The organism is Nonomuraea sp. NPDC052634 (genome assembly GCF_040678535.1).
Lineage (GTDB): Bacteria > Actinomycetota > Actinomycetes > Streptosporangiales > Streptosporangiaceae > Nonomuraea > Nonomuraea fastidiosa.
The window spans coordinates 259857-283300 of the sequence record NZ_JBFATY010000009.1; the positions used below are offsets into that span (position 1 = coordinate 259857).

Annotated in this window: 16 protein-coding genes; 9 read left to right on the forward strand and 7 right to left on the reverse strand. The window is 73.5% G+C overall.

Features of this window, described 5'->3' with window-relative positions; all coding sequences use genetic code 11:
• The first annotated feature begins 7 nt into the window (after positions 1-7).
• Together AB0K67_RS31660 and AB0K67_RS31665 are read left to right on the forward strand one after the other, a co-directional pair.
• Positions 8-1402 carry an MFS transporter gene (locus AB0K67_RS31660; RefSeq protein WP_364067598.1) on the forward strand — a complete coding sequence of 465 codons (1395 nt, stop codon included), beginning with the start codon at positions 8-10 and terminating at the stop codon, positions 1400-1402.
• Between the two features lie 11 nt (positions 1403-1413).
• Positions 1414-2418, forward strand: coding sequence for an enolase C-terminal domain-like protein (locus AB0K67_RS31665; RefSeq protein ID WP_364067600.1), 1005 nt, complete (start codon positions 1414-1416; stop codon positions 2416-2418).
• 104 nt (positions 2419-2522) lie between these two features.
• Here the strand turns inward: AB0K67_RS31665 and AB0K67_RS31670 are convergent, their stop codons facing one another.
• Complete coding sequence (locus AB0K67_RS31670; RefSeq protein WP_364067602.1) at positions 2523-2741, reverse strand: hypothetical protein; 219 nt, start codon at positions 2739-2741, stop codon at positions 2523-2525.
• A 68-nt stretch (positions 2742-2809) separates the two neighbouring features.
• Positions 2810-4291: an LCP family protein gene (locus tag AB0K67_RS31675; RefSeq protein ID WP_364067604.1), complete on the reverse strand. Its 1482-nt coding sequence runs from the start codon at positions 4289-4291 to the stop codon at positions 2810-2812.
• Positions 4292-4490: 199 nt separating this feature from the next.
• Between AB0K67_RS31675 and AB0K67_RS31680 the strand changes: the two genes are divergently transcribed.
• Positions 4491-5351: an enoyl-CoA hydratase-related protein gene (locus tag AB0K67_RS31680; protein WP_364067606.1), complete on the forward strand. Its 861-nt coding sequence runs from the start codon at positions 4491-4493 to the stop codon at positions 5349-5351.
• 1 nt (position 5352) lies between these two features.
• Complete coding sequence (locus AB0K67_RS31685; RefSeq protein WP_364067608.1) at positions 5353-6330, forward strand: alpha/beta hydrolase; 978 nt, start codon at positions 5353-5355, stop codon at positions 6328-6330.
• Here AB0K67_RS31685 and AB0K67_RS31690 read toward each other — a convergent pair.
• Positions 6303-7796, reverse strand: a complete 1494-nt coding sequence (locus AB0K67_RS31690; protein WP_364067610.1) for a prolyl oligopeptidase family serine peptidase — start codon at positions 7794-7796, stop codon at positions 6303-6305. The genes AB0K67_RS31685 and AB0K67_RS31690 overlap by 28 nt on opposite strands.
• A gap of 107 nt (positions 7797-7903) precedes the next feature.
• Here AB0K67_RS31690 and AB0K67_RS31695 point away from each other — a divergent pair, with 107 nt between their 5' ends.
• From AB0K67_RS31695 to AB0K67_RS31705, 3 genes are all read left to right on the forward strand, one after another.
• On the forward strand, positions 7904-9022 hold the full coding sequence (locus tag AB0K67_RS31695) for an exonuclease SbcCD subunit D (RefSeq protein ID WP_364067612.1): 1119 nt from the start codon (positions 7904-7906) through the stop codon (positions 9020-9022).
• Positions 9023-12988 (forward strand): AAA family ATPase, encoded by a 3966-nt coding sequence (locus tag AB0K67_RS31700; protein ID WP_364067614.1) that lies wholly within the window; start codon positions 9023-9025, stop codon positions 12986-12988. It begins immediately after the preceding gene.
• Positions 12989-13064: 76 nt separating this feature from the next.
• Positions 13065-13949, forward strand: a complete 885-nt coding sequence (locus tag AB0K67_RS31705; protein WP_364067616.1) for an NAD(P)-dependent oxidoreductase — start codon at positions 13065-13067, stop codon at positions 13947-13949.
• Between the two features lie 63 nt (positions 13950-14012).
• Here AB0K67_RS31705 and AB0K67_RS31710 read toward each other — a convergent pair whose 3' ends face one another.
• A complete protein-coding gene (locus AB0K67_RS31710; RefSeq protein ID WP_364067618.1) occupies positions 14013-14645 on the reverse strand; it encodes an HAD family hydrolase in 633 nt (210 codons plus the stop codon).
• Between the two features lie 107 nt (positions 14646-14752).
• Between AB0K67_RS31710 and AB0K67_RS31715 the strand changes: the two genes are divergently transcribed.
• Both AB0K67_RS31715 and AB0K67_RS31720 read left to right on the forward strand, forming a co-directional pair.
• Entirely contained in the window at positions 14753-16039 is a 1287-nt protein-coding gene (locus AB0K67_RS31715) for an MFS transporter (RefSeq protein WP_364067620.1), read from the forward strand.
• 28 nt (positions 16040-16067) lie between these two features.
• Positions 16068-17462, forward strand: coding sequence for a citrate synthase (locus AB0K67_RS31720; protein ID WP_364067622.1), 1395 nt, complete (start codon positions 16068-16070; stop codon positions 17460-17462).
• Positions 17463-17602: 140 nt separating this feature from the next.
• On the opposite strand, the gene AB0K67_RS31725 is transcribed toward AB0K67_RS31720, so the two are convergent.
• Genes AB0K67_RS31725 through AB0K67_RS31735 form a run of 3 tightly spaced genes read right to left on the reverse strand, consistent with a single transcriptional unit; the run spans position 17603 to position 23210 of the window.
• Entirely contained in the window at positions 17603-20722 is a 3120-nt protein-coding gene (locus AB0K67_RS31725; RefSeq protein WP_364067624.1) for a chromosome partitioning protein ParA, read from the reverse strand.
• 57 nt (positions 20723-20779) lie between these two features.
• Positions 20780-22015, reverse strand: a complete 1236-nt coding sequence (locus AB0K67_RS31730; protein ID WP_364067625.1) for a hypothetical protein — start codon at positions 22013-22015, stop codon at positions 20780-20782.
• Positions 22008-23210, reverse strand: coding sequence for a hypothetical protein (locus tag AB0K67_RS31735; protein ID WP_364067627.1), 1203 nt, complete (start codon positions 23208-23210; stop codon positions 22008-22010). The genes AB0K67_RS31730 and AB0K67_RS31735 overlap by 8 nt, the downstream gene beginning before the upstream one ends.
• Positions 23211-23444: the final 234 nt, after the last annotated feature.

The window sequence follows — 23444 nt, forward strand, 5'->3', positions numbered from 1 at the left end:
TGCCCGCATGACAACGACTGTGGAGAAGAACGCGGCGGCCCCTGCCAGGGTGCTGTCCGCCGCTTACCGGGCATTGAGCATCGGCCTTGTGGCGCTGGTGACGCTGACGGCGTTCGAGGCCATGGCGGTCAACACCGCGATGCCGGTGGTGGCGCGCGACCTCGACGGCCTGCCGCTGTACAACCTCGCCTTCAGCGCCACCCTGGCGGCCAGTGTGATCGCGACCGTGCTGGGCGGGCGGTGGGCGGACCTGCGCGGGCCCATGCAGCCCATCGCGGCCGGGGTCGCCGCTTTCGTGGCGGGCCTGCTGCTGGCCGGGCTGGCGCCCACGATGGAGGTGTTCGTGGTCGGCCGGTTCGTGCAGGGCCTCGGCGCCGGGCTCATCCAGGTGTCGATGTACGTGCTGGTCGCCCGCGCCTATCCGCCCGAGATGCATCCCCGCGTGTTCGCCGTGTTCTCGGCCGCCTGGGTCGTGCCGTCCATGGTGGGCCCGGCCATCGCCGGGTTCGTCGTGGAGAACGCGAACTGGCGGTGGATCTTCCTCGGCGTGACGCTCATCGTGATCCCGTCGGCGCTGCTGCTGTGGCGGGGCTCCGCCGGGCGTACGGACGGCGACGGCCAGACCCAGGACGACGCCGAGCCCGCACCCGCGCTCGGCCGCAAGCTCGTCTGGGCCACGCTGACCGCCGTCGCCGCCGCGCTGCTGCAGTACGGCGGCGCGCTCAAGACGGCCGGCCTGCCCCTGCTCGCGGCGGGCCTCGTGCTGCTGGCCGTGGCCCTGCCCAAGCTGCTGCTGCCCGGCTCGCTGCGGGCCGCCCGCGGCCTGCCCACCGCGCCCGTCCTGCGCGGCCTGGCCTTCGGCGCGCTGACGGCCACCGAAGTGTTCATCCCGCTCATGCTCATGAACGAGCGCGGGATGAGCGCCACCGGCGCCGGCGTCGTGCTCACCATCGGTGCGCTCGGCTGGTCAACCGGCTCCTGGATCAAGGGCCGCGGCGTGATCGGCAACCTGGTCGCCATCAGGGGCGGCGCCGCCATGATCGCCATCGGCATCGCGATGGTCACGCTCGTGCTGATCGACGCCGTGCCGATCGCGGTCGCCTACGTCGCCATGGCCATCGCCGGGCTCGGTATCGGCGTGCTGCACCCCACGGTGTCCGTCCTGGTGCTGGAGATGTCCAAGGAAGGCGAGGAAGGCGCGAACAGCGCGGCCGTGGGCGTCGGCGAGTCGGTGTTCACCGTGATGGCCGTCGCGCTCAGCGGCGCCCTGTTCACCGCCGCCGGCGGCAGCTACCTGATCGGCCTCGCCTTCACCGCCCTCCTCGCCGCCGGGGCCTTTCTGCTCGCCCCGCGTTTCGTGCACGCCGCGGCACCGGGCACTATGGAGGGAGCCGCGTCATAAAAGGGGGATGCATGCCGCGAGTGCGGGAGCTTGAGGTCTTCCGGCTTGTCCTGCCCTTCGGCAGGAAGACGGAGACCCTGCTCGTCAAGCTCACCGACCATGGAGGCATGGTCGGCTGGGGTGAGGCGACCGCTCCTCCGGCCAAGGCCTGGTCGAGGCTGGAAGAGACGCTGGCCGCGCTGCTCATCGGCGTCGACTGGGAGCATCCCGACACCGTGCCGAGCGGCGACAGCGCCGTCGACATGGCCTGCTGGGACCTGTGGACCAAGATGCGCGGCGTGCCGCTCGCCGAGGCGATCGGCGGCACCCGCACCTCCCTCGTGGCGACCGTGCGGCTCGGCCCCGACACGTCGGTCGAGAGCCTGGTGTCCCGGGTCAACCAGCAGATCTGCGCCGGATACGGGCACGTCACGCTCGACGTCAGGCCGGGCTGGGACGTCGAGCCCGTACGCGCGGTGCGGCAGGCGTACCCGGCGCTGACCCTGGCCGTCGACTGCGGCAACGCCTACAGCGACCTCGGCCAGCTCGTCGCGCTCGACTCCTACGGCCTCGAGGTCATCGAACGCCCCTTCGCCGTCACCGACGTCTACTCCCACGCCGCGCTCCAGGACCAGGTGGCCGCCTCCGTCGCGGTCGAGGTCTCCTCATCCGCCGAGCTCGACGACTTCCTCACCCTGCGCGCGGCCCGCGTGCTGCTGCTGCGCCCGTCGGCGTTCCCGTCGCTGTCGGAGGCCAGGCGCGCCCACGACCGCGCCGCCGCCGCGGGGTGGGACATCCAGTGCACCGGCGGCCAGGGCGCGGGCCTGGCCAGGGCGGCCACGGTCGCGGTGGCCAGCCTGCCGGGGTGCACGCTGCCGTGCGACGTGACGCAGCCGCCCCGCCAGAACCAGATCGTCACGCCCGTCGTCGGCGCGAACGCCGGGGTCATCGCGGTGCCGCTGACCCGGTCGGGGCTCGGCCACGACGTCGACGAGCAGCGCCTGCGGCGGATGACCAAGGAGTCGTTCCACGCGTAGGGCGTGTCAGGGGGCGGGGATCGGGTCGCCGTCCTCGTCCCACCACTACGCCACCCCTTCCGGCGGGCCGTACGCGTCCCGCCGCGCCCCTCGTTCAGGCGGGGTCATGAATGCAGCGAGCGGGCCAGGTTCACGCGCGTGATGTACTCGGAGATGCCGGAGAAGTGGGCGCCGGCCGCGATGAGCGCGTCCCGGATGCCGGCCGTCCTGTCCGTGATCGCGCCCGTGGGCGTGCCGGCGACGATGGCGAACGCGAGCGCCGCGAGGGCGAGCAGGTGGCTGCGGCGGTGCACGATGAACCTCCCGAGGCGGTGTGTGATCACGACACCGCCCAGGAGATCACGACCGGCCCGCCTCATCGCGGGTACGCCACAGCGGCCAGGCGCGTTCTTTACCCCTTGTTCGAGGGGGCGCCGCAGCCCTGGGTGAGGCCCTGCACTGGGTTGTCGTCGTCCTGCTTGGGCCGCTTGTTCGCGGTCTTCTTCGGGTTGGGCGTCTTCGCCGGCGCGGCCGTCCCGGAGCCGGTCGGAGACGGCGACGGCGAGGCGGTGGCGGCGACCGGCCGCTCGGCGCGCTCGGACTCGCGGATCGCCTTCGCGGCCAGCGACCGGATCAGCTCCCAGTCGGGGTAGCCGGTGTTGATCAGCGGCGGGACGAACTGCAGGCTCGTCACCTTGGCGTTCTTCACCTTGAGCGCCAGCGGCACCAGGTGCTCCAGCATCGGCCGCGGGATGTCGGTCCTGATCAGGCCCTTCGTGGCCCGCGCGACCTGGTTGAACCTGGTCAGCAGCGTCGCCGGGTCGGCCTGGTCGAGCAGTGCGCCGAGCACGCAGCGCTGGCGGCGCATGCGCGTGTAGTCGTCGCTGAACGTACGGGATCGGGCGTACCACATGGCGTCGGCGCCCTTCAGCCGGCGCGTGCCCGCCTTGACCAGGCCCTCGTTGTACTTGCCGAACACGACGTCCTGCTCGACGGTGATCGTGATGCCGCCGATGGCGTCGATGAGCCGGGCGAAGCCCCACATGTTGACCAGGGCGTACCAGTCGACGCGGAGGCCGAGCGTGTAGCCGATGGTGTCCATCAGGACCTTGGCGCCCTGGTGCTGCTTGCCGCCGAACAGCTCGGGGTGGGCGTCGGCGTACTCCCACACGCTGTTGAGCAGGTCGCTGCTGCCGCCGTTGGGGTCCTTCGGCAGGTCGAAGCCGTGGGGGAAGCGGCGGGCCATCGGCGTGCCCGGACGGAAGCGCACGTCCTCGAGGTTGCGCGGCAGGCTGAACAGCACGGTGTTGCCAGTCCGCACGTTGACGCTGGCCAGGTGCATGCTGTCGGTGCGCACGCCCACCCGGTGGTCGTCGGCGTCCCCGCCCAGCAGCAGGATGTTGATCCGCTCGCGCCCCGCCCACGGGTCCTCGGGCTTGGGCGCGGGGGGCGTCGGCTCATCGACGGCCTCGACCGGGGCCTGGAAGATGTCGTCGAGCGCCTGCCGGTAGGTGCTCGCCGAGTGCGCGGCGTACGCGAACGGCAGCACCACCACGACGGCGAGCAGCCCGGCCAGCGTGCCGGTGAGCACTTGCCCCGCCTGACCGAGCCGGTGGGGCCGCAGCACCACGAACGAGTGCACGATCAGCGCGAACCAGGCCGCGCCCAGCACGCCCGAGCCGATCATGACGGCGGTGATCCACGAGTCCTGGGTGGCCGAGCCGAGCAGCGTGCCGAGGTCGTTGGAGAGCACGAACGCCAGCAGGCCGAGCAGCGCGACGGCGTACAGGGAGATCAGGACGAGGCCGGTCTTGCGCCGGCCGGCACGCAGATGAGCGGCCCCGGGTGCCAGTGCCGCCAGCACGAGCCACCCGAGGACCCCCGCGGCGCTCACTGGGGCGCTCACTGGTTTCTTCGCCTGCTCCACGCCTTCCCCGTTTCCCCGCGTACCACCATAGGTGCTGAGACCTCCACCCGCGGTGAACCGCGTGGCGCGGTCGCCCCAGGCTCCATTGAGGCGGCAGCCTATGCACTTAATACGAAAAATGTCGTTATCAGGGGGTGAACTTCAGCAACCGAATAACATTCTGTGCATGGGCTTCTCTGAGATCGAGTACGGGGTGACCGATCGCATCGCCACCGTGACATTGAAACGCCCCGACCGGCTGAACGCCTTCACCTTTACGATGCGCGGAGAGTTGATCGAGGCTTTCGACCTGGCCGACGCCGACGACGACGTCCGCGCGGTGGTGGTCACGGGCGCGGGCCGCGCCTTCTGCGCCGGGGCCGACCTGGGCGGCGGCGGAGGCACGTTCAAGGGCCGCGCATGGGGCGAGACCGTCGACGGCGTGCCGCGCGACGGCGGCGGCACGGTCGCGCTGCGCATCGCCCGCTCGCTCAAGCCCGTCATCGCCGCGATCAACGGCCCCGCCGTCGGCGTCGGCGTCACGATGACGCTGCCGATGGACGTCAGGCTCGCCTCGGAGACGGCCAGGTTCGGGTTCGTCTTCGCGCGGCGCGGCATCGTCACCGAGGCGGCGTCGAGCTGGTTCCTGCCCAGGATCGTCGGCATCTCCAAGGCCATGGAGTGGGCCGTCACCGGCCGCGTCTTCTCCGCGGCCGAGGCGCTCGAAGGGCGGCTGGTCTCGCGCGTCTGCCCGGCCGACGAGCTGCTGCCCGCCGCGTACGAGCTGGCCAGGGAGATCGCCGACAACACCTCCGCCGTCTCCGTCGCGGCCATCCGCCGCCTCATGTGGTCGGGCCTGTCGGCGTCCTCGCCCTGGGAGGCGCACGCCGCGGACTCCCGCCTGATGGCCGAGCTCGGTGGCGCGCCCGACACGGTCGAGGGCGTCACCGCGTTCCTGGAGAAGCGGCGGCCCGACTTCCCCATGCGGGTTAGCAGCGACCTGCCGCCCGGGGTGCCCTCATGGCCGGATGATCCCTATGGTGTCTAGCATGTACGAGATCACCGTGCTGTCCATGCCCGACGACTTCGAGGGCGAGGTCGTGGCGACGCTGGTGTCCAGGAGGGCAGAGACCGCCTCCCGCAGGGCGGTGCTCTACCTCCACGGCTTCACCGACTACTTCTTCCAGGACCACCTCGCCGAACACTACGTGCAGCGCGGCATCGACTTCTACGCGCTCGACCTGCGCAAGTACGGCCGTTCCCTGCTGCCGCACCAGACCAGGGGCCTGATCAGGAGCGTCACCGAGTACTTCGCCGAGATCGACGAGGCCGTGCGCATCATCAGGCGCGACCACGACGAGCTGACCGTCAACGCCCACTCCACCGGCGGGCTGGTCGCCGCCCTGTGGGCCGACCGGGTGCGCGGCCGCGGCCTGGTGCAGGGGCTCGTGCTCAACAGCCCGTTCTTCGACCTCAACGTGCCCACGCCGTTAAGGCTGGCCGCCGACCTGCTCAAGACGCCGCTGTCGTACACGAAATGGGTGCTGCCGCTGCCGTCCAGCGACGTCTACGGGCGCACGCTGCACCGCAGCCACGGCGGCGAATGGGACTACGACCTGGAGCTGAAGCCGCTCGGCGGGTTCTCCGTGCACGCCATGTGGCTGGCCGCCATCCGGCGCGCCCAGCGGCGGCTGCACGCCGGGCTGTCGGTGGACGTGCCGGTGCTGGTGCTCGCCTCGGCCAACGGCCTGCGCGTCCGCGACTTCGTCCCCGAGGCCCGCTCGGCCGACATCGTGCTCGACCCCCGCCACATCGCCCGCTGGTCCACCTCGGTCGGGCCGCACGTGACGTGCGTGCGCATCCAGGACGGCGTGCACGACCTCGTGCTGTCCGCCGAGCCCGTGCGCAAGCAGGTCTTCGCCGAGATGGACCGCTGGATGGAGGCCTTCGTTCACCAGGACGCTCACCAGGACGTTCACCAGGGCGTTCACCAGGGCGTTCACCAGGGGAACGAGAAAAGGCCGTAGTAAGCCGCCGCCACCAGCAGCAGCCCGGTCCCGCCCAGCACGCCCCCGACCGACACGTACTGCCAGCGGGTGGGCTGCAGGCCCTCGCGCAGCGCCGACACGTACGCCGCCACCGCCGTGACCTCCTGGATCAGCATGAGCACGGCGAGCAGCCGCACCACGAGCCAGCCGGCCAGCACGGCCGGCCAGGCGCCCGCCTGGTTGACCGAGAACAGCACCAGCAGCGTGATGAACGCCGCCACCGAGGCCAGCAGGGCGAGCCCGGTCCACGCCATCCTGGTCAGCCGGCGCCTGATCGGCGCCCACAGGCGGGCGTTGGTCTCGACGGGGGTCTGGTCGCGGTGGCGCAGCCGTACGACCATGGCCGCCACCGGGCCCGCCACGTAGCCGACGGCGGCCAGGCAGATCGTCAGGCCGAGCATCGTGCCGCCCGCGTACCAGGGGGCGGCGGGCACGTCGCTCGCCTCGAACCGCTGCACCGGGGTCGCGCCCGCCATGTGGACCGCCGGCTTGGCCGTGCCCGGCAGGCCCTTGATCCAGTTGGCCAGGGTCTCCAGGTAGCCCGCGGTGAAGTCGCCGCCGTTGACCCGCATGGCATGGTCGCCCTTGGCCATGAAGCGGATCGTGTACTTGTCGTTGCCCGCCTTCTCCAGGGCCGTGATGAGCGCCTTGGTGGACTCGACGAAGGGGATCGAGGGGTCGGTGGTGCCGTAGAACGCCAGGACCGGCTGCTTGACCTGGCTTAACGCGGGCATCGCGTCGTAGCGCAGGAAGTCGAAGCCGACCCCGCCCATCGCCCTGGTCAGCAGGTCGCGTACGCCGACGGGGGCGCGCAGCCGCAGCAGCTGCTCGTTCAGCGCCCAGGCGACCTGGCGCAGCGGGGAGACGTTGGGCGACGACACCAGCACGATGAAGCCCACCGACGTGCTCTTGGCCGCCGCGATCGGCACCACCCAGCCGCCCTCGGACACGCCCCACACGCCCACCAGATCCGGGTTCACCTCGGGCCGCGTGCGCAGGTACTCGACCATGCGCAGCGCGTCGTCCGCCAGCAGCCCGAAGTCGCGGTGACGGAAGTCGTAGCCGACCGTGCGCTTGTCGAACGCGATCGTCACCACGCCCGCCCTGGACAGGAACTCCGCCTGGGGCGTGAACTCCGTACGCGAGCCGTTGCCCGACCCCGACACGAACACCATCGCCGGATGCCGCCCGGGAGCGATCGGCACCCGCAGCGTGCCCTCCAGGCGCTGGCCCTCCGCGGGGACCGAGATCTCCTCCTCGCGGAACTCGTGGACGGTCGCGACGGGCTTCAGCTCGGCGGCGGGCTGCGGCGGGATGGCCTGGAACGCGGGATCGACCTTGAGCGGCGGCGGATCGAACGCGGGCGGAAGGACGTAACCGACCGCCGCGAGAGCCACCAGCACCAGGCCGGCGGCGACGCTCAAGGTGCCACGGCCAGTGCGCATCGGCCTCCCCATGTGCGTTGGTTTGCCCGCCGATCTTCCAGAGTACTCCCGGCGCGTGGGGCTGGAGAGACCCCATATGTCAGTGAGACCTGTTAGCTTCCTGCGACATGCGGATCCTGCACACCTCCGACTGGCATCTCGGGCGCTCCTTCCACCGCGAGAGCCTGCTCGCCGGGCAGGCCGCGTTCATCGATCACCTGGTCGAGACCGTGCGCTCCGAGCGGGTCGACGTGGTGGCGGTGGCCGGCGACGTCTACGACAGGGCGCTGCCGCCCGTCGACGCCGTCGCCCTGCTCGACGACGCGCTCGCCAGGCTGCGCGGCGCCGGCGCGCGCGTGGTGCTGATCAGCGGCAACCACGACTCGGCGCTGCGGCTGCGGTTCGGCTCGGCGCTGTTCGAGTCGGCGGGCGTCCACGTCCGCACCGCGCCCGACAGGTCGTGGGAGCCCGTCGTGGTGGACGACGTCGCCTTCTACGGCATTCCCTACCTGGAGCCGGAGCTCGTACGCGCCCAGTGGGAGCTGCCCGACCGCAGCCACACCGCCGCCATCACCTACGCCATGGACCGCATCAGGGCCGACGCCGCCCGCCACCGCGCCTCCGTGGTGCTCTCCCATTGCTTCGTCACCGGCGGGCAGGCCAGCGACAGCGAGCGCGACATCAGCGTCGGCGGGGTCGCCCACGTGCCGCTGAGCGCGTTCGACGGGGTCGGCTACGTCGCACTCGGCCATCTGCACGGCCGCCAGCGCATGTCCGAGACTGTGCGCTACTCCGGCTCGCCGCTGGCCTACTCCTTCTCCGAGGCCGGCCACGTCAAGGGCTCCTGGCTGGTCACGATGGGGGAGAAGGTGGAGGACGTCGACTTCGTGCCCGCGCCCGTGCCCCGCCCCGTCGGCCGGCTGCGCGGCGACATCGACGACCTGCTCACCGACCCCCGCTACGCCGCCTACGAGGACCACTGGCTGCAGATCGTCCTCACCGACCCCGTGCGGCCCAAGTCCGCGATGGACCGCCTGCGCGCCCGCTTCCCCCACACGCTCGCCCTCTCGTTCGAGCCGGTCGGCGCCGTCGCCGCCGCCGAGCCCGTACGCGTCACCGGGCGGCCCGAGGCGGAGGTCGCGCTCGACTTCGTCAAGGAAGTACGCGGCGAGCCTGCCGCACCCGAAGAGGAGGAGCTGCTAAGACAGGCCATCGAGGCGTCCAGGGTGAAGGAGACGATGGCGTAGATGCGCCCCCACAGGCTCACGCTGACGGCGTTCGGGTCCTTCCCCGGCACCGAGACCGTCGACTTCGACGCGCTGGCCGAAGCCGGGCTCTTCCTCGTCCACGGCCCCACAGGGGCGGGCAAGACCACCATCCTCGACGCGCTCTGCTTCGCCCTCTACGGCCAGGTGCCCGGACAGCGCAACAGCGCCCGCAGCCTGCGCTGCGACCACGCCCCGCCCGGCACCGGGCCGTCGGTCACCCTCGAGGTGTCCATCAGAGGGCGTTTACTGCGCATCCAGCGCTCCCCGGCCTGGCAGCGGCCCAAGCTGCGCGGCACGGGCTTCACCGAGGAGAAGGCCAAGGTGGTCGTCTCGGAGTGGCAGGGCTCCGACTGGCACGGCCTCACCACCCGCCTCGACGAGGCCGGCGACCTCATCGGCGGCCTGCTCGGCATGAACGCCGACCAGTTCTGCCAGGTCGCCATGCTGCCGCAGGGCGACTTCGCCCGCTTCCTGCGCGCCGGCGGCGACGAGCGCGCCAAGCTGCTCGAACGCCTCTTCAGCGTCAAGGTGTTCACCGCGGCCGAGTCCTGGCTCGCCGAGCACCGCAAGCAGGCCTGGCGCGAGGCGCAGGAGCTGCGGCAGGAGGTCGATTTCGCCGTCAAACGCGTCGAGGAGGCCGCCGGTCCCGACCTCCTCGGCCGGCTCACCTCGGCCGCGCTGGGGAGCGCGGCTGCCGGGGGCGGCGTCCACGCCACCCTGGCCTTCGACGACGATCCCGCTCCGGCGGCGCGCGGCGAGGACGCCTCGGCCGGCACCGCTCCGGCGTCGGATCGCGAGGGCGAGGCCGTTGCGGCGGCGGGCCGGGACCGTGAGGCCGCCCTACGGGACGGGCGCGCCGGAGCGGCCGGCGTCGTGGCGGGGGACGACCGTACGGCGGGTTCGGCCGACGGACAGGTGCGGGCTGCCGCTGACGGGCAGGGGCAAGCAGTCTCCGACCGGCAGGGGCGGGCCGCCTCCGACGAGCAGGGACAAGTGGACGCCGGCGGAGAGGCGCCGTCGCCTGAGGAGGAGCCGTTGCGGTGGGCGGGCGCGCTGCTCGACGCCGCGCGGGCCGTCGTGACGCGGGCGGAGGAGGAGCACGCCGCGGCGGGTGCCGCCTTGCGGGCCGCGCGGACGCGCTTCGAGCAGGCCGCCGCCCTGGCCGAGCGCCAGCGCCGGTACGCCGAGGCGCTCACCCTGCGCCGCATCCTCGACGAGCGGGCCGACGAGCGCGCCGACCTGCAAGCGATCCTCGACGACGCCGCCAGGGCCGACCGCGTCGTCCCGCTCGTCACGGCCGCCCGGCAGCGCGCCGAGGCCGCCGCCAAGGCCCGCGCCCTGGCCGCCGACGCCATCGCCCGCGCCCGCCCCCTCCTGACCTCAGCCCCGCCCGCGGGCTCCGGCCACCCATCCGGCGCGCCCAGGCAGGGCGCCCCCGCTCCCGGCCCCACCGCGCAGCGGCCCACCGCACCCGGTGCGGATGCGCCCACCGCGCAGCGGCCCGCCGCTCCCGGCGCCGCCGCGCAGTGGCCCGCCGGGAAGGCTCCTGCCACGGAGAGCCCGTCGGACCAGGGGCGGATCGATGCGGGTGCGCCGAGTGCCGGGGAGCTGGCGGCGTTGGAGCGGGCGCGGCAGGACGAGATCGCGCGGCTGCAGGAGCTGCTGACCGAGGAGGCCAGGCTCTCGGTGGTGCGGCGCGACCTGCTGCGCGTCGAAGACGAGCTGGCCGAGCTGCTCCGCGCCGACGAGCGGGTGAGCGCCCGGCTGGCCGAGCTGCCGGCGTTGATCGAGCGGGCCGAGGCGGGGCTGGCGGCCGCGCGTACGGACGCCGCGCGGATCCCCGCGGCGAAGGCCGCGCGCGACGCGGCCGCGCACCTCATCGAGATCGACCGCGAGCTGGCCGCCCTGGCGGAAGAGCTGGACGTCCTGGCGCAGCGGGAGGCCGAGGTGGCGGCGGCGGAGGCCGAGCTGCCGGCCAGGCTCGCCGAGGCGGAGGCCGCGCTGGACGACGTACGCGCGCAGGCCGCCGCGATCCCCGCGCAGATGGCGGCGCTGGAGGCGGCCAGGGCGGCGCTGGAGGCGACGCACCGCAGGGAGGCGCTCGCCGCCGAGCTGGAGGAGGCGAGGGCCGCGCACCAGGTGCTCGTGGACCAGGCGCAGGCCGCCCGCGAGCGCTGGCTAGACCTGCGGCAGGCCCGCATCGACGGCATGGCCGCCGAGCTGGCGCGCGATCTCGCCGACGGGCAGCCGTGCGCGGTCTGCGGCTCCGAGCACCACCCCCAGCCCGCCAAGCCCGCGCCGAGCGCCCCGTCGGCCGACGACGAGCGCGAGGCCGAGGCCGCCCACGACGCCGCGCTGAGCGAACGCGAGGCCGCCGAGCGGGCCCTGGCCTCGCTGGAGTCCCGCCACGCCGACGCGGCCGCGGCCACCGGCGATCTCGACGTGGCCGCCGCCGAGGAGCAGGTGCAGCAGGCCGAGCAGGAGCTGGCCCGCCTCCAGGCGATCGCCGACCGCGAGCCCGCGCTGGCGCAGGCCCTCGAACGGGTCGAGGCCGACCGCGAACGCGTCCGCGACCAGGCCCGCGAGATCGCCGAAGCCCTGGCCGCCCACCGGGCGAACCGGGCGCAGCGGGAGGCCGAGCGGGCCCGCGTGCGCGCCCAGCTCGACCTCGACCCCGACGCGGTGGCCGAGTCCGTGCTGGCGGAGGCCGAGCGAGAGCTGCGCAGGCTGCAGGAGTCGGCGGCCGCCGAGCCCCGGCTGGCGCAGGAGGTGGCCAGGCTCGGACAGGAACGCAATGAGCTGGAGGAGCAGAGCCGCCAGGTGGCGGCGCGCCTCGCGGCCGCCCGCACCAGGCAGGAGGAGCTGAGCGGCGACGCCGGACGGCTCACCGCGCGGCTCGACGCGGCCCGCGGCGGCGACGCCACGCTGACCGCCCGCCTGTCCCGGCTGAGCGACGAGGCCGAGCTGCTGCGCGAGGCGCTGGAGGCCACGCAGGCGGCGGTGTCCGCGCGCGACGAGCTGGCCAGGGCGAAGCAGGCGGCCGAGGAGGCGGCGGCCGAGGCCGGGTTCGGCGACGTGCGCGACGCGGAGGCCGCCTACCGGAGCCAGGCGGAGCGCGAGCGCAAGGCCGAGCTGCTGCGGCGACTCGACGATCAGCACGCGGCCGTCAGCGGCGTGCTGGCAGACCCCGAGCTGGTGGCCGCGGCGGCCGAGCCCGCGCCCGACCTGGCGGCGGTTCAGGCCGAGCGCGACGCGCTGGAGGAGACGTACACGCGGCTGGCGAGCGTACGCGACAGGGCGGCGGCCAGGGCGCGGCGGCTGGCCGAGCTGCACGACGAGCTGGCCGGCCACCTCGAACGCTGGCGTCCCGCCGCCGACCGGCACCGCCTGGCCGAACGCATGGCCTCGCTGGCCAGCGGCACCTCCAGCGACAACCAGTGGAGCATGAGCCTGTCGTCGTTCGTGCTCGGCGAGCGGCTGCGGCAGGTGGTGGCCGCCGCCAACGAGCGGCTCGACCACATGTCCGGCGGCCGCTACCTGCTCAGGCACGACCTGGGCAAGACGGCCGGCTCCCGGACGCGCGCGGGCGGCGGGCTCGGCCTGCGCGTGGTGGACGGCTGGACCGGCGTCGACCGCGACCCGGCCACGCTGTCCGGCGGCGAGAGCTTCATCACCTCGCTGGCCCTGGCGCTCGGGCTGGCCGACGTCGTCACCGCCGAGGCGGGCGGCGCGGAGCTGGGCGCGCTCTTCGTGGACGAGGGGTTCGGCACGCTCGACGAGGACACGCTCGACGGCGTTCTCGACATCCTCGACGGGCTGCGCGACGGCGGCCGCGCCGTGGGCATCGTCAGCCACGTGTCGGAGCTGCGTTCCCGGATCACGGCTCAGCTCAAGGTCATCAAGACCCGTACGGGCTCCACGCTGCGCGCCGCCGGCACCGGCTGACCCCCGCAGGGCCGGCCGCCGGGGCGGGTATAGGTTGTGGGCGAGATCGAGGGGTCCAGCTTGCGAGGAGCGGCTCATGCGCGTCGTCGTCACCGGAGCACACGGCAAGGTCGGCAGGGCCGCCGTCAAGGCCCTGCAGGAGGCGGGGCACGAGGTCACCGCCACCGATCTCACCCGCCCGGTCTGGGAACGCCACGATCCCGGCGAGCCCCGCTACAAGCAGGCCGACCTGACCGACGCCGGGCAGGCGTTCGCCGTGACGCACGGGGCCGACGCCGTGGTGCACGCGGCGGCCATCCCCGACCCCACCATGAACGCGCCGCACGTGGTGTTCCAGAACAACCTGATGGCCACGTTCAACATGATCGAGGCGGCGGTACGGCTGGGCGTGCGGCGGTTCGTGAACATCTCCAGCGAGACCGTGCCCGGGTTCTTCTTCGCCGAGCGGCCGTTCCTGCCGGACTACGCGCCGGTGGACGAGGAGCACCCGATCCGGCCGCAGGACCCGTACGCGCTGTCGAAATACTTCGGCGAGCAGCTCATGGACGCGGCGGTGCGCCGGTCGGACATCAGGTGCATCTCGCTGCGGCCGAGCTGGGTGCAGCACGAGGGCAACTACGAGCGCAACCTCGGGCCGGAGGTGCGCGGCGAGGTCGAGGTCGGGGCCGGGCTGTGCAGCTACACCGACGTGTACGACCTCGCCGATGCGATCGTGCTGGCCGTCGAGTCCGACCTGCCGGGGCACGAGGTGTTCTACATCGCCGCGCCTGACAACGCGGGCGGGCACGACTTCGCGGCCATGCTGCGGCGGAGCTTCGGCGACAAGATCGAGCTGCGGCCGCTGTCCAGGGCCGACTCGTCGGGCATCTCGTGCGAGAAGGCGTACCGGATGCTCGGCTGGACGCCCAAGCGGACGTGGCGCGACTACCTGGACGACAACGGCCGCGCCCGCCAGAAGTGACGGCCGGCCCGCGGTTGAGCCGGGCCTCGTCTGCGGGCGGGGCCTGTCGTCAGGCGGGGCCTGTCAGGTGAGGGCCGCGATCAGGCCGGGGAGCTCGGCGGGGTGGCGGAAGAGCGTCGCGCCCAGCCCCTTCAGGCGTGCGATCGGCGTGAGGCCGCCGGCGTACGCGAAGCACCGCATGCCCGCGCTGATCGCCGCCGTCACCCCGATGGGACTGTCCTCCACCACCACGCACTTGTCCGGCTCGGCCCCCATGGTGGCGGCGGCGTGCAGGAACAGGTCGGGCGCGGGCTTGCCCGCGGCGACGTCCTCGACGCTGAAGACGCGCCCGTCGAAGTGGTGGGACAGCCCGGCCAGCCGCAGGTTGCGGCGGATGGTGGCATGGCGGGCGTTGGAGGCCACGCAGAACGGGATGGTGAGCCGTTCGAGCACGTCGGTGATGCCTTCGACGGCGCGCAGCTCTCTCTGGATCGCCGCGCGGTACTCCGCTCTGAACCGGTCGCGCCAGCCGGGCGGGGTGGGCCCGATCTGCTGCTCCCAGTAGTCGCCGGTGGCGCCGACGAACTTCTCGATGTATTCGGCCTCGGTCATCGTCCGGCCCAGGCGGCGCAGGGCCGCCAGCCCGACGCGTACGGAGATGGACTCGCTGTCCACCAGGACGCCGTCACAGTCGAAGATCACCAGCTCGACGGGCAAATGCCCCCCTTTCTACATGGATGTTCCGTATGTGAAACCTAACATTGCGCAGGTGATAGCGTCCTCGTATCGCTTCACAAGACGCACGTCCACATAGTGAGACACCCATGAAGGTTTCCCCTCAGACCGGCGCCCCCAGCCGGTCCAGGATCGCTGCGGCCAGCCTCATCGGCACCGCCATCGAGTTCTACGACTTCTACATCTACGGCACCGCCGCCGCCCTGGTGCTCAACACCGCGTTCTTCCCCGACATGGACCCGGTGGCGGGCAGCCTGGCCTCGTTCTCGACGTTCGCCGTGGCGTTCATCTCCCGCCCGCTCGGCTCCGCCCTGTTCGGGCACTGGGGCGACCGCATCGGCCGCAAGTCCATGCTGGTCGTCTCGCTGCTGGTGATGGGGCTGTCCACGGTCCTGATCGGCCTGCTGCCCGGTTACGCCGCCATCGGCGTGATCGCGCCCGTCCTGCTCGTGCTGCTGCGCTTCACCCAGGGCATCGGGCTCGGCGGCGAGTGGGGTGGCGCGGCGCTGCTGGCCACCGAGCACGCCCCGCCCGGCAAGCGCGGCCTGTACGCGATGTTCCCGCAGCTCGGCCCGTCGGCCGGGTTCATCGTCGCCAACGGGCTGTTCCTGATCCTCGGCGAGGTGCTGAGCGACGGGCAGTTCGACAGCTGGGGATGGCGGCTGCCGTTCGTGGCGAGCCTGCTGCTGGTGATCGTCGGCCTGTACGTCCGGCTCAAGATCTCCGAGACGCCCGTCTTCCAGGCCGCCATGGACCAGCACCGCATCGCCAGGGTGCCGTTCGTCGGCCTGATGAAGCACCAGTGGAAGCGTGTCCTGCTCGGCGCCGGCGCCATGACCATCGCGTACACGCTCTTCTACACCGCCACCACCTACTGCCTGGCGTACGGCACCGACACCCTCAAGATCTCCAAGACCACGATGCTCGCGCTGTCGATGGTCGGCGTGGTGTTCATGGCGGCCGGCACGGTGGCCTCGGCCATGGTGTCCGACCGGCTGGGCCGCCGCCGCACGCTCATCACCGGCACGATCGGCGCCGTCGTGTGGGGGCTGGTGATGTTCCCGCTGATGGAGACCCGCTCCACGTTCCTCGTCGGGCTGGCCCTCGCGGGCGCGCTCGCGCTCATGGGGCTGGTCTTCGGGCCGATGGGGGCGTTCCTGCCCGAGCTGTTCAAGACCGAGTACCGCTACAGCGGCTCGTCCGTCGCCTACAGCCTCGGCGGCGTGCTCGGCGGCGCGGTGCCGCCGCTGGTCGCCACCAGCATGCAGGCGAGCGGGCTGGGCGTCATGGCGGTCGGCGGTTACGTCTCCGCGATGGCGATCCTGAGCCTGCTCTGCCTGCTCGCCCTGCCGGAGACCGGCGACCGTACCCTGTGAGGTGTCGTCAACGGAGGGTTCTGCCGGGGTGGAGTGGATCGACGCGGCCACGGCGGCCGAGCGGCTCGGGATCAAGCCCGCCACGCTGTACGCGTACGTGAGCCGCGGCGTCGTGCAGCGCCGGCACAGCGAGGACGGCCGGCGCAGCCTCTTCTCCGCCGAGGAGATCGAACGCCTCGCCCGCCGCGGCCGGCCGCGCGCCCAGCCGCCGGAGCTCGTCATCGAGTCCGCCGTCACGTCGCTCGGCGTGGACCGGCCCTACTACCGGGGCACGGACGCGCTCGCGCTCGCGCGTACGGCGGCGTTCGAGACCGTCGCCGAGTGGCTGTGGACCGGCGACCCCGGCGTATGGCTACGGGCCGCGCCAGGCGGGCGGCGGCTCCAGCCCGACGGAGGGCTACGGGCCACGCCGGGCGAGCGACGGCTCGAGCCTGACGCGGGGCTGCGGGGCGCGCCGGGCACGTGGCGCTTCGAGCCCGGGGACGGGTTGCGGGCCGCCGTCGCCGCTCAGCGCGGCCTGCCCGGCGACCTCATGCCGCTCGACCGCCTCCAGGTCATCGTCACGGTGCTCGGCGCGTCCGACTCCCTGCGCTACCAGCTCGACCCCGACTCCGTCACCGCCACCGCCCGCCGCCTCATCGCGGGGCTGGTGGACGCGCTGCCGCCGCTCGGCGAGCCCCAGGGCGACACGATCGCCGAACGTCTCTGGTCCCGCCTGTGCCCGCACCCCGCCACGCCCGGCCTGCTCGACGCGCTCAGGGCCGCGCTGGTGCTGCTCGCCGACCACGAACTCGCCGCCTCCACGCTCGCCGCCCGGGTGGCCGCCTCCGCCAAGGCCGACCCGTACGCCGTCGTCCTCACCGGGCTCGGCGTGCTGGGCGGACCGCTGCACGGCGGGGCCTCGTACGCCGCAGAACGCCTCCTCGACGAGATCACCCACCCCGGCGAGGCGCCCCGCGTCATCGGCGAGCGCGTACGGCGCGGCGAGCGCATCCCCGGCTTCGGCCACAGCGTCTACAAGAACGGCGACGCCCGCGGCACCCTCCTCCTCGACCTGATCAGGAAGGCCGTCACGGAAACCGGCGCCCGCACCGCACCCTGCCCACCGGCCAAGCGCGCGCATCGGGGCGGACCGGGCGAGCCCGCGCGCCCTGGGGATCCGGGCGAGATCGTTCTCCGGCCGGATCGGATCGACGTGGTGGATGCCGTGCTGGCGGAGATGCGCCGGCGCCGCCTGCCCCACCCCAACGTGGACCTCGCCCTCGCCACCCTCGTCACCGTCAGCGGCATGACGCGCGGCGCGGGCGAGGCCATCTTCGCGGTGGCCAGGGCGGCGGGCTGGCTGGCGCACGCGATGGAGGAATATCGCCGCGGCTCTCTCCTCCGCCTCCGCGCCTCCTACACCGGCCCGCCACCGAAGTGACCACGAAGCCCCCGGACGTCCACCACCGCCGCCCGCGCGCAGCCCGCGCTGGGCTCAGCCGGCCGCGCCCGGCGCCTCACCGTTCGCGGGCGGGCTCACGCCGTGACCGCGGGCGCCCGCCCCGCCGTTCGCGGGCAGGCTCACGCCGTGAGCGCGGGCGCGCCGCGCTCCACGTACGCCGCCAGCGCCCGGACCCGCTCCGCGTGCTGGTCGTGCCCCACGATGACCGGCGGCTCGTTGTACGGCATGGCGTCCGACGACCGCCGCAGCTTGATGTACTGCCCGCACGCGTCGATCGCGTACGGCTCCATGTCGTCCTGCAGCGCCCCGATCACCGTGATCCCGTACGTCTCGCCGATCCGCCGGAACAGCGCCACCGCCTCCCGCCGGTGCTCCTTGCCCAGGTTGCGCCCGAGCTCGTCGAGCACCAGGCACAGGTGGCCGCCGCCGGATGAGGCGATGGCCGCCGCGCACACCAGCTTGACGGCCTTCTCGTCCATGAGCGCGGTGTTGGCCCGCCGGTTGTACGGCACGAACGCCTGCCCCTCGCCCCGCCGCCACTTGGGCGTGACCCGCCACTGCCAGCGCTGCTCGGGGTCGGCGGGCGCGGGCGGGACGGGGAACTCCAGCGTGGCGCCGTAACCGCCGTACGAGGTGTCGAGCTTGTCGAACTCCTCGGCCACCCGCGCCAGCCGCGCCTTGATCGCGGCGGTCAGCGCGGCGCGGTGCACGGCCGTGGACTGGGCGGCCTCCTCCGCGCCCCTGGCCGCCGCCGCCAGGTCGCGCTGCCGGGAGACGAGCTGGGCCTCGATCTGCCGCCGCTGGTGGCGTTCGTACTCCTCCTGGCCGCGCAGATAGGACGACAGCGACCCGCAGACCGCCGAGAACGTCGCCTGCTCCCGCGCCGTGCTGCCCTCCCGCTCGCTCAGCAGGAAGCGCAGCTCCTCGGGCAGCTCCGCGTCCTCGTCGGGGAACGTGTCGCGCAGCGCCTGGTCGAGGTGGCGTTCGGCGATCCGCCACCACTCGTCGGCGGTGCGCGTGCGCTCCTCGTCGGGCAGCGCCTCCAGCCACTCGCGGGCGCTGTCGATGGTGCCGCCCCAGTCTTCGGCGAGCGCGTCGAGCTTGAGCGCCTCGCGTTCGGCGGTGACCTTGGCCTCCTGCTCGCGGGCCTGCGCGCGCTCGCTCTCGTGCCGGTGCCTGCGCCCTTCCAGCCGCTCGATCTCCATGTCGCGGGTACGTGCCCGGAAGTCGAGCGCGGCGGCCTGGCGCTCGGCCTCGGCGACCTTGGGCGCGAGCTCCTCGATGGCGGCGTTCAGCTCGGCCAGCTTGGCCCGCCGCTCGCCCAGCTTGACCTCGAGCTCGGCCAGCCGCACCCCGGCCCTGGCGCCTTCGAGCCGCCGCTGCGCCTCGGCGACCGTCTCCTCCGCGTCGCGTACGGCCTGGGCCGCGCTCTCCTGGACGTCCTTGGCCCGGTTGAGCCGCTGCTCGGCGGCCTTGATGCGGGCCTCGCGCCCGGTCGCCACCCCCTCGAACGCCCCGACGACGCTCACCCCGGCCGCGCTCACCAGCACCGACCCCGGCAGGTCGGCCAGGGCTTCGGCGGCCGCGCCGAGCTGAGTGGCGTCCACGATCACGGCGTGCTCGTGCGGCCAGCCGCGCAGGCCACCGGACGCGCCCGCGTCGCGCGCCTGCTCGGCCACGTCGAGCGCGTCGAGCAGCCCGGTCGCGCCGATCCCCGCCGCCGCCAGCGCGTTGAGCTGGGCCGCCGCCGGACCGCCCTCAGCGTCATCGAGGGCCGCCTGCGCCGAGGCCACCTCCTGGTCGGCCACGCCGAGGGCCTTCAGCGCCTCGTTGAGCCGCAGCCGCGCCTCGCCGAGCTCGCGTTCGGCCGCCGGCACGTCGCGCCCGTCGGCGAAGCGGCGGGTCTCCTCCAGGGCGGGGATGAGCCCGCGCAGCTCGTCGGCGGAGTTCTCCGTCACGGCGCGGTCGGCGTCGAGCTTGCTCGCCCGCGCCTGCAGCGCCGCCAGCTCCTTGCGCGCCTGCGACACCTGCCGGTCGAGGGTGTCCTCGCGCAGCGTGGCGATCTCCGCCTTGACCAGGGCGACGGCCTCGGCCGCCGCCTCGCCAGCCGCGCGGTGGCGCTCAAGGTCGGCGGCCAGCGCCTCGTCCTTGGCGGCGGCGTCGGCCAGCCTGCGGGCCTGCCGCCCGCGCCAGCACCGCTGCGCGTCGGCCAGCCGGATGCGCGCCTGGTCGCGCCGGTCGAACGTGCTCAGCAGCGCCTTCGACTCCGACTCGAACTCGGCCAGCCGGTCGGCCGCCTGCGCCGCCCGCACCCGCTTGGCGTGTTCGTCGCGGCGGGCCTCGCGCTCCTGCTCCAGCTCGGCGTCCAGGCCGGTCAGCGCGGCGATGGCCTCGAAGACCCGCTCGGGCGAGATCTCGTTGAGCGGCTGGGAGAGCAGGTTGGTGGCGACCTTGCTGCGCACGGACGTGGACAGGAACGACACACACCTGACCTTGTCGCCGTAGAGGACCTTGGTGAGGTCGCGGGCCACGACGTCGCGCCGCCCCGCAGAGCGCGGCAGCGACGCCCAGATCTCGTCGGCCCGCGCCACCCGCTCGGCCTCCGACGGCGACGCCGCGAGGTGAATCCCCTCCCGCCAGCGGATCTCCAGGTGGGGCGCCTCCTGGTTGACCCGCAGCCACACGGTCAGCGCCCCGCCTGAGGTGTCGGGCACGTCGAACAGCTCGCCGTCGGAAGGCTCCGCGCCGAACAGGTCGCCGCCGGACGGCTCCCCGCCGGACGACCCGCGATCGGAGGGCCTCCCCTTGGACGGCCCGTCGTCGGACAAGCCACCGCCGGACGGCTCGCCATCGGACGGGGCAACGCCTGCCGCCGCCTCCCGAGAGCCGGAGGCCGGCGGGGCGAACCCGTTCATCCCGGGCGGCGCGAAGACCCCCACGATGTAGCCGTGGTCGGCGCTCGCCCACTGCCGCGACCCGGCGCCGCTGGCCAGCTCCGCGTTGAACAGCAGCTCCGACACCGCCTTCGCACCCGAGGCGAACCGCCACTGCTCGTCGCCAAGCAGCGCCGTGATCGAGGCGATGAACGACGACTTGCCCGCGCCGTTGGAGTCCTTCGGCCCCGCGCCGGCCACCACGATCAGCGTGCCGGGAACGGTGGGCACCGGATGGGTCGACAACCGCGAGATGTTGACCGCCTGCACGGCGATCAGCACGCGGTCCCCGACGACGTTCTCCACCTGCGACACCTAAACCCCCCGTAACCCTTCCATCCCTCATCAACGCTGACATGTGACTCATTTGGCCGACCTTCGGGCGAGCACCGCCGCCGCGAGCGGCGTGTTGGGCCCGGCTGCCAGGATCAGCTCCTCCTGCAACCGCCGCCGCGCCGCGGGGGTGAGCCGGTGGAACTGCGGCCCCGGCACGTAGCCGCCCGCCTCCTCGCCCGCCTTCACCTGGCTGATCAGCCCCGCGTGCCGCAGCACGCGCAGCGCCGACTCCAGCTCGCCGATCGGCAGCTGGGTGTGGCGGCGCAGCTCGTCGGCCGGTGTGGGGTGCGGCGACAGCCAGGAGTCCTCGGGCAGCAGGCCCTCGGCGCGCGGGATGGCGACCGAGTGCACGAGGATGAGCGTCAGCACCGCGCGCTCGCTCACCCCCAGCCGGGCCGGGCCATCGGCGGCGACGCGGGCGGCGACGGCGTCGTCGTAGCCGGAGATCCAGCGGTCGCGGTGCTGGATCAGCGTACGGCCGCGCCTGGCCAGCATCTCGGCCAGCGTGTGGCGCAGCGCCGGGTCGCGCAGGGCGGCGAAGCGCACCTCCTGCACCGGCTCGGCCGCGTGCTCGACCACCATGAACGCCGCCACCAGCTCGGCCCTGCGCCGCTCGTCGTAGCCGCTCAGCAGGTCGTCGAACTCGGCCATGGCCGGCTCCGCCCTGCCGCCCGCCTCGCCGCCGACGGCGCTCTGCCCGGCGGCCACCAGGTCGTCGTCGGGCACCACGGTCAGCTCGGGACGCGCGGGCTCGGGCAGCCGGCGTACGAGCTCTTGAAGCTGCGCGTGCGACTCGGGCGGCCACAGGGCGCAGCGCGGGCCCAGCGTCACCACGCCGTCGTCCAGCACCACCCACGCGGAGTCGTGCAGCCGCCGCAGCGCGCCAACCGCCCAGTTGCGCATCAGGTCGTCGGTACGGCCGATCAGCTCGCGATAGGTGTCGAGCACCACGTCGACGGGGGCGGGCCGGCCCGGCCACGGGCCGGCCGACAGGTCCTGCCAGCAGCACTTGAGCACCGCCGCCAGCACCCGCCGCGTCTCGCCGGAGCGCTCCACCGGCACCGGCGCCACCTGATGCTCGTCGAGCAGCGACGGCGTCACACCGTCAGGCCACACCGGCAGCGCTTCGCCGGTGGAGTCGGCCCTGGTCAGGCGCATCATGCCGGGCGGCGCGGGCTCCGCGGCGCCGAGCTTGACGGGACCGCCCGAGCGGGCGCGGGCGTGGGCGAGAGCCGCGGGCTCCGGCACGGGACGTTCAGCCATGGACGCGCTCCAGGTAACCCTCGGACAGCCAGGTGGGCTCGCGGTCGGGATCGATGGCGAGCCCGTCGGACCAGACCAGGCGGTAGGGAAGCTCGGGCCGCAGATCGACGGTGGTCAGGTCGGCCAGCACACGCCGCGCCGCCGCCCAGTCGGAGCCCAGCGCGTCGCGCAGCGCCACCCGGTCGGCATCGCCGAGCAGCGACTCCGCCGTCTGCCGCAGCCGCTCGAGCGCGGCGTCCTGCGAGGTGTCCAGCTCGGACTCGGGACCCGGATCGGGCAGGTTGGAACGCGGGGGAGTGGGCTGCGCGGGCGCGGGACGCGGCGCCTCGTCGACCGCGCGGGCGATCGCCGCGGGATCGTGCCAAGGCGCGGGCGCGTCGAACACGAACCCGTCGAGCACCGCCGCCAGCCGCTCCTTCGACGCGGTCTGCGCGAACGTGCGCCACGTCTCGGTCGGCAGCAGCGTGAGATTACGGGTGGTGCCCGCCGAGTCGGCCAGCCGGCCGGCCGCCCGCCGTGAGGCGTCGCTGTAGGCGTAGATGGCCGCGCGCAGGTCGGTGCAGACCCGGTCGAGCTCCGGCCAGCGGGTCAGGATCGTGGCGTGCAGGCCCTGCGCCCGCTGGGCGATCTCCTCGGTGCCCCACAGCTTGGGCGCCTGCTCGCGCAGCTCCTCGATGGTGCCGTGGGTGAGCGTGATCAGCTCCAGCGCCCACAGCCGGAACGCCCGCGCCAGGTTGAGCGCACTCTGCCTGGCCTCCTCCATCGTGGTGCGCGGATCGGCGACATTGAGGTCCTCGAGCGCGAGCAGCCGGTGCATCTCTGACTGGCCGCCGTCGTCCATCATCCGCCTGATGAACATCAGCCCCACCACGCTCGTGAACGACGCGCGGTAGCGGAGCTGGTTGGGCTTGGGGAACACCTCGCGGATCGCGCCCAGCCCCTTGAGCACCCGCAGCCGGTTGTCGAACTGGTCGGTGGGGTAGGCCCGGCAGGCGAAGCGCATCTGCTCGTGCGTCAGCCACTCCTCGCCCGCCTCGGCGAACGCCGCGAACAACGTCTCGGCGATGTCGACCATGGCCGGATCGTCGACCACCGCCCCGCTGTCGCGGGCCAGCGCGGCGAACATGCGGCGGTAGGTCGACAGGACCGCCTCGTCGGTCAGCACGGAGTCGAGGGTCAGGGGCTGTTCGGACACGGGCACTAAGGTACGGCTTCGGACCGACACTCCATGCACGCCCGCACCGCCGATCCCATCGCTACCAGCCGGTACGTCCACGCGAGTGATCTGCGGGCGCTAGGGTGATGCACGGTAATACGGGGGCAACGGTGCGCAGTCGTACATGTCGGGGGTGCGGGACTTTGTGCCACTCGCAGCATGGCAGGACCGCCGTGGCCTCCACCGGAGGGCCGCTCTCCGAGTACGCCGGCT

What these genes read in the sequence shown, in the direction of transcription:
- AB0K67_RS31690 (WP_364067610.1), bottom strand. Translation starts at nt 7,796, where the DNA reads ATGCGCACTGGCCGTGGCACCTTGAGCGTCGCCGCCGGCCTGGTGCTG.
- AB0K67_RS31700 (WP_364067614.1), top strand. Translation starts at nt 9,023, where the DNA reads ATGCGCCCCCACAGGCTCACGCTGACGGCGTTCGGGTCCTTCCCCGGC.
- AB0K67_RS31695 (WP_364067612.1), top strand. Translation starts at nt 7,904, where the DNA reads ATGCGGATCCTGCACACCTCCGACTGGCATCTCGGGCGCTCCTTCCAC.
- AB0K67_RS31730 (WP_364067625.1), bottom strand. Translation starts at nt 22,015, where the DNA reads ATGGCTGAACGTCCCGTGCCGGAGCCCGCGGCTCTCGCCCACGCCCGC.
- AB0K67_RS31665 (WP_364067600.1), top strand. Translation starts at nt 1,414, where the DNA reads ATGCCGCGAGTGCGGGAGCTTGAGGTCTTCCGGCTTGTCCTGCCCTTC.
- AB0K67_RS31705 (WP_364067616.1), top strand. Translation starts at nt 13,065, where the DNA reads ATGCGCGTCGTCGTCACCGGAGCACACGGCAAGGTCGGCAGGGCCGCC.
- AB0K67_RS31685 (WP_364067608.1), top strand. Translation starts at nt 5,353, where the DNA reads ATGTACGAGATCACCGTGCTGTCCATGCCCGACGACTTCGAGGGCGAG.
- AB0K67_RS31715 (WP_364067620.1), top strand. Translation starts at nt 14,753, where the DNA reads ATGAAGGTTTCCCCTCAGACCGGCGCCCCCAGCCGGTCCAGGATCGCT.
- AB0K67_RS31680 (WP_364067606.1), top strand. Translation starts at nt 4,491, where the DNA reads ATGGGCTTCTCTGAGATCGAGTACGGGGTGACCGATCGCATCGCCACC.
- AB0K67_RS31660 (WP_364067598.1), top strand. Translation starts at nt 8, where the DNA reads ATGACAACGACTGTGGAGAAGAACGCGGCGGCCCCTGCCAGGGTGCTG.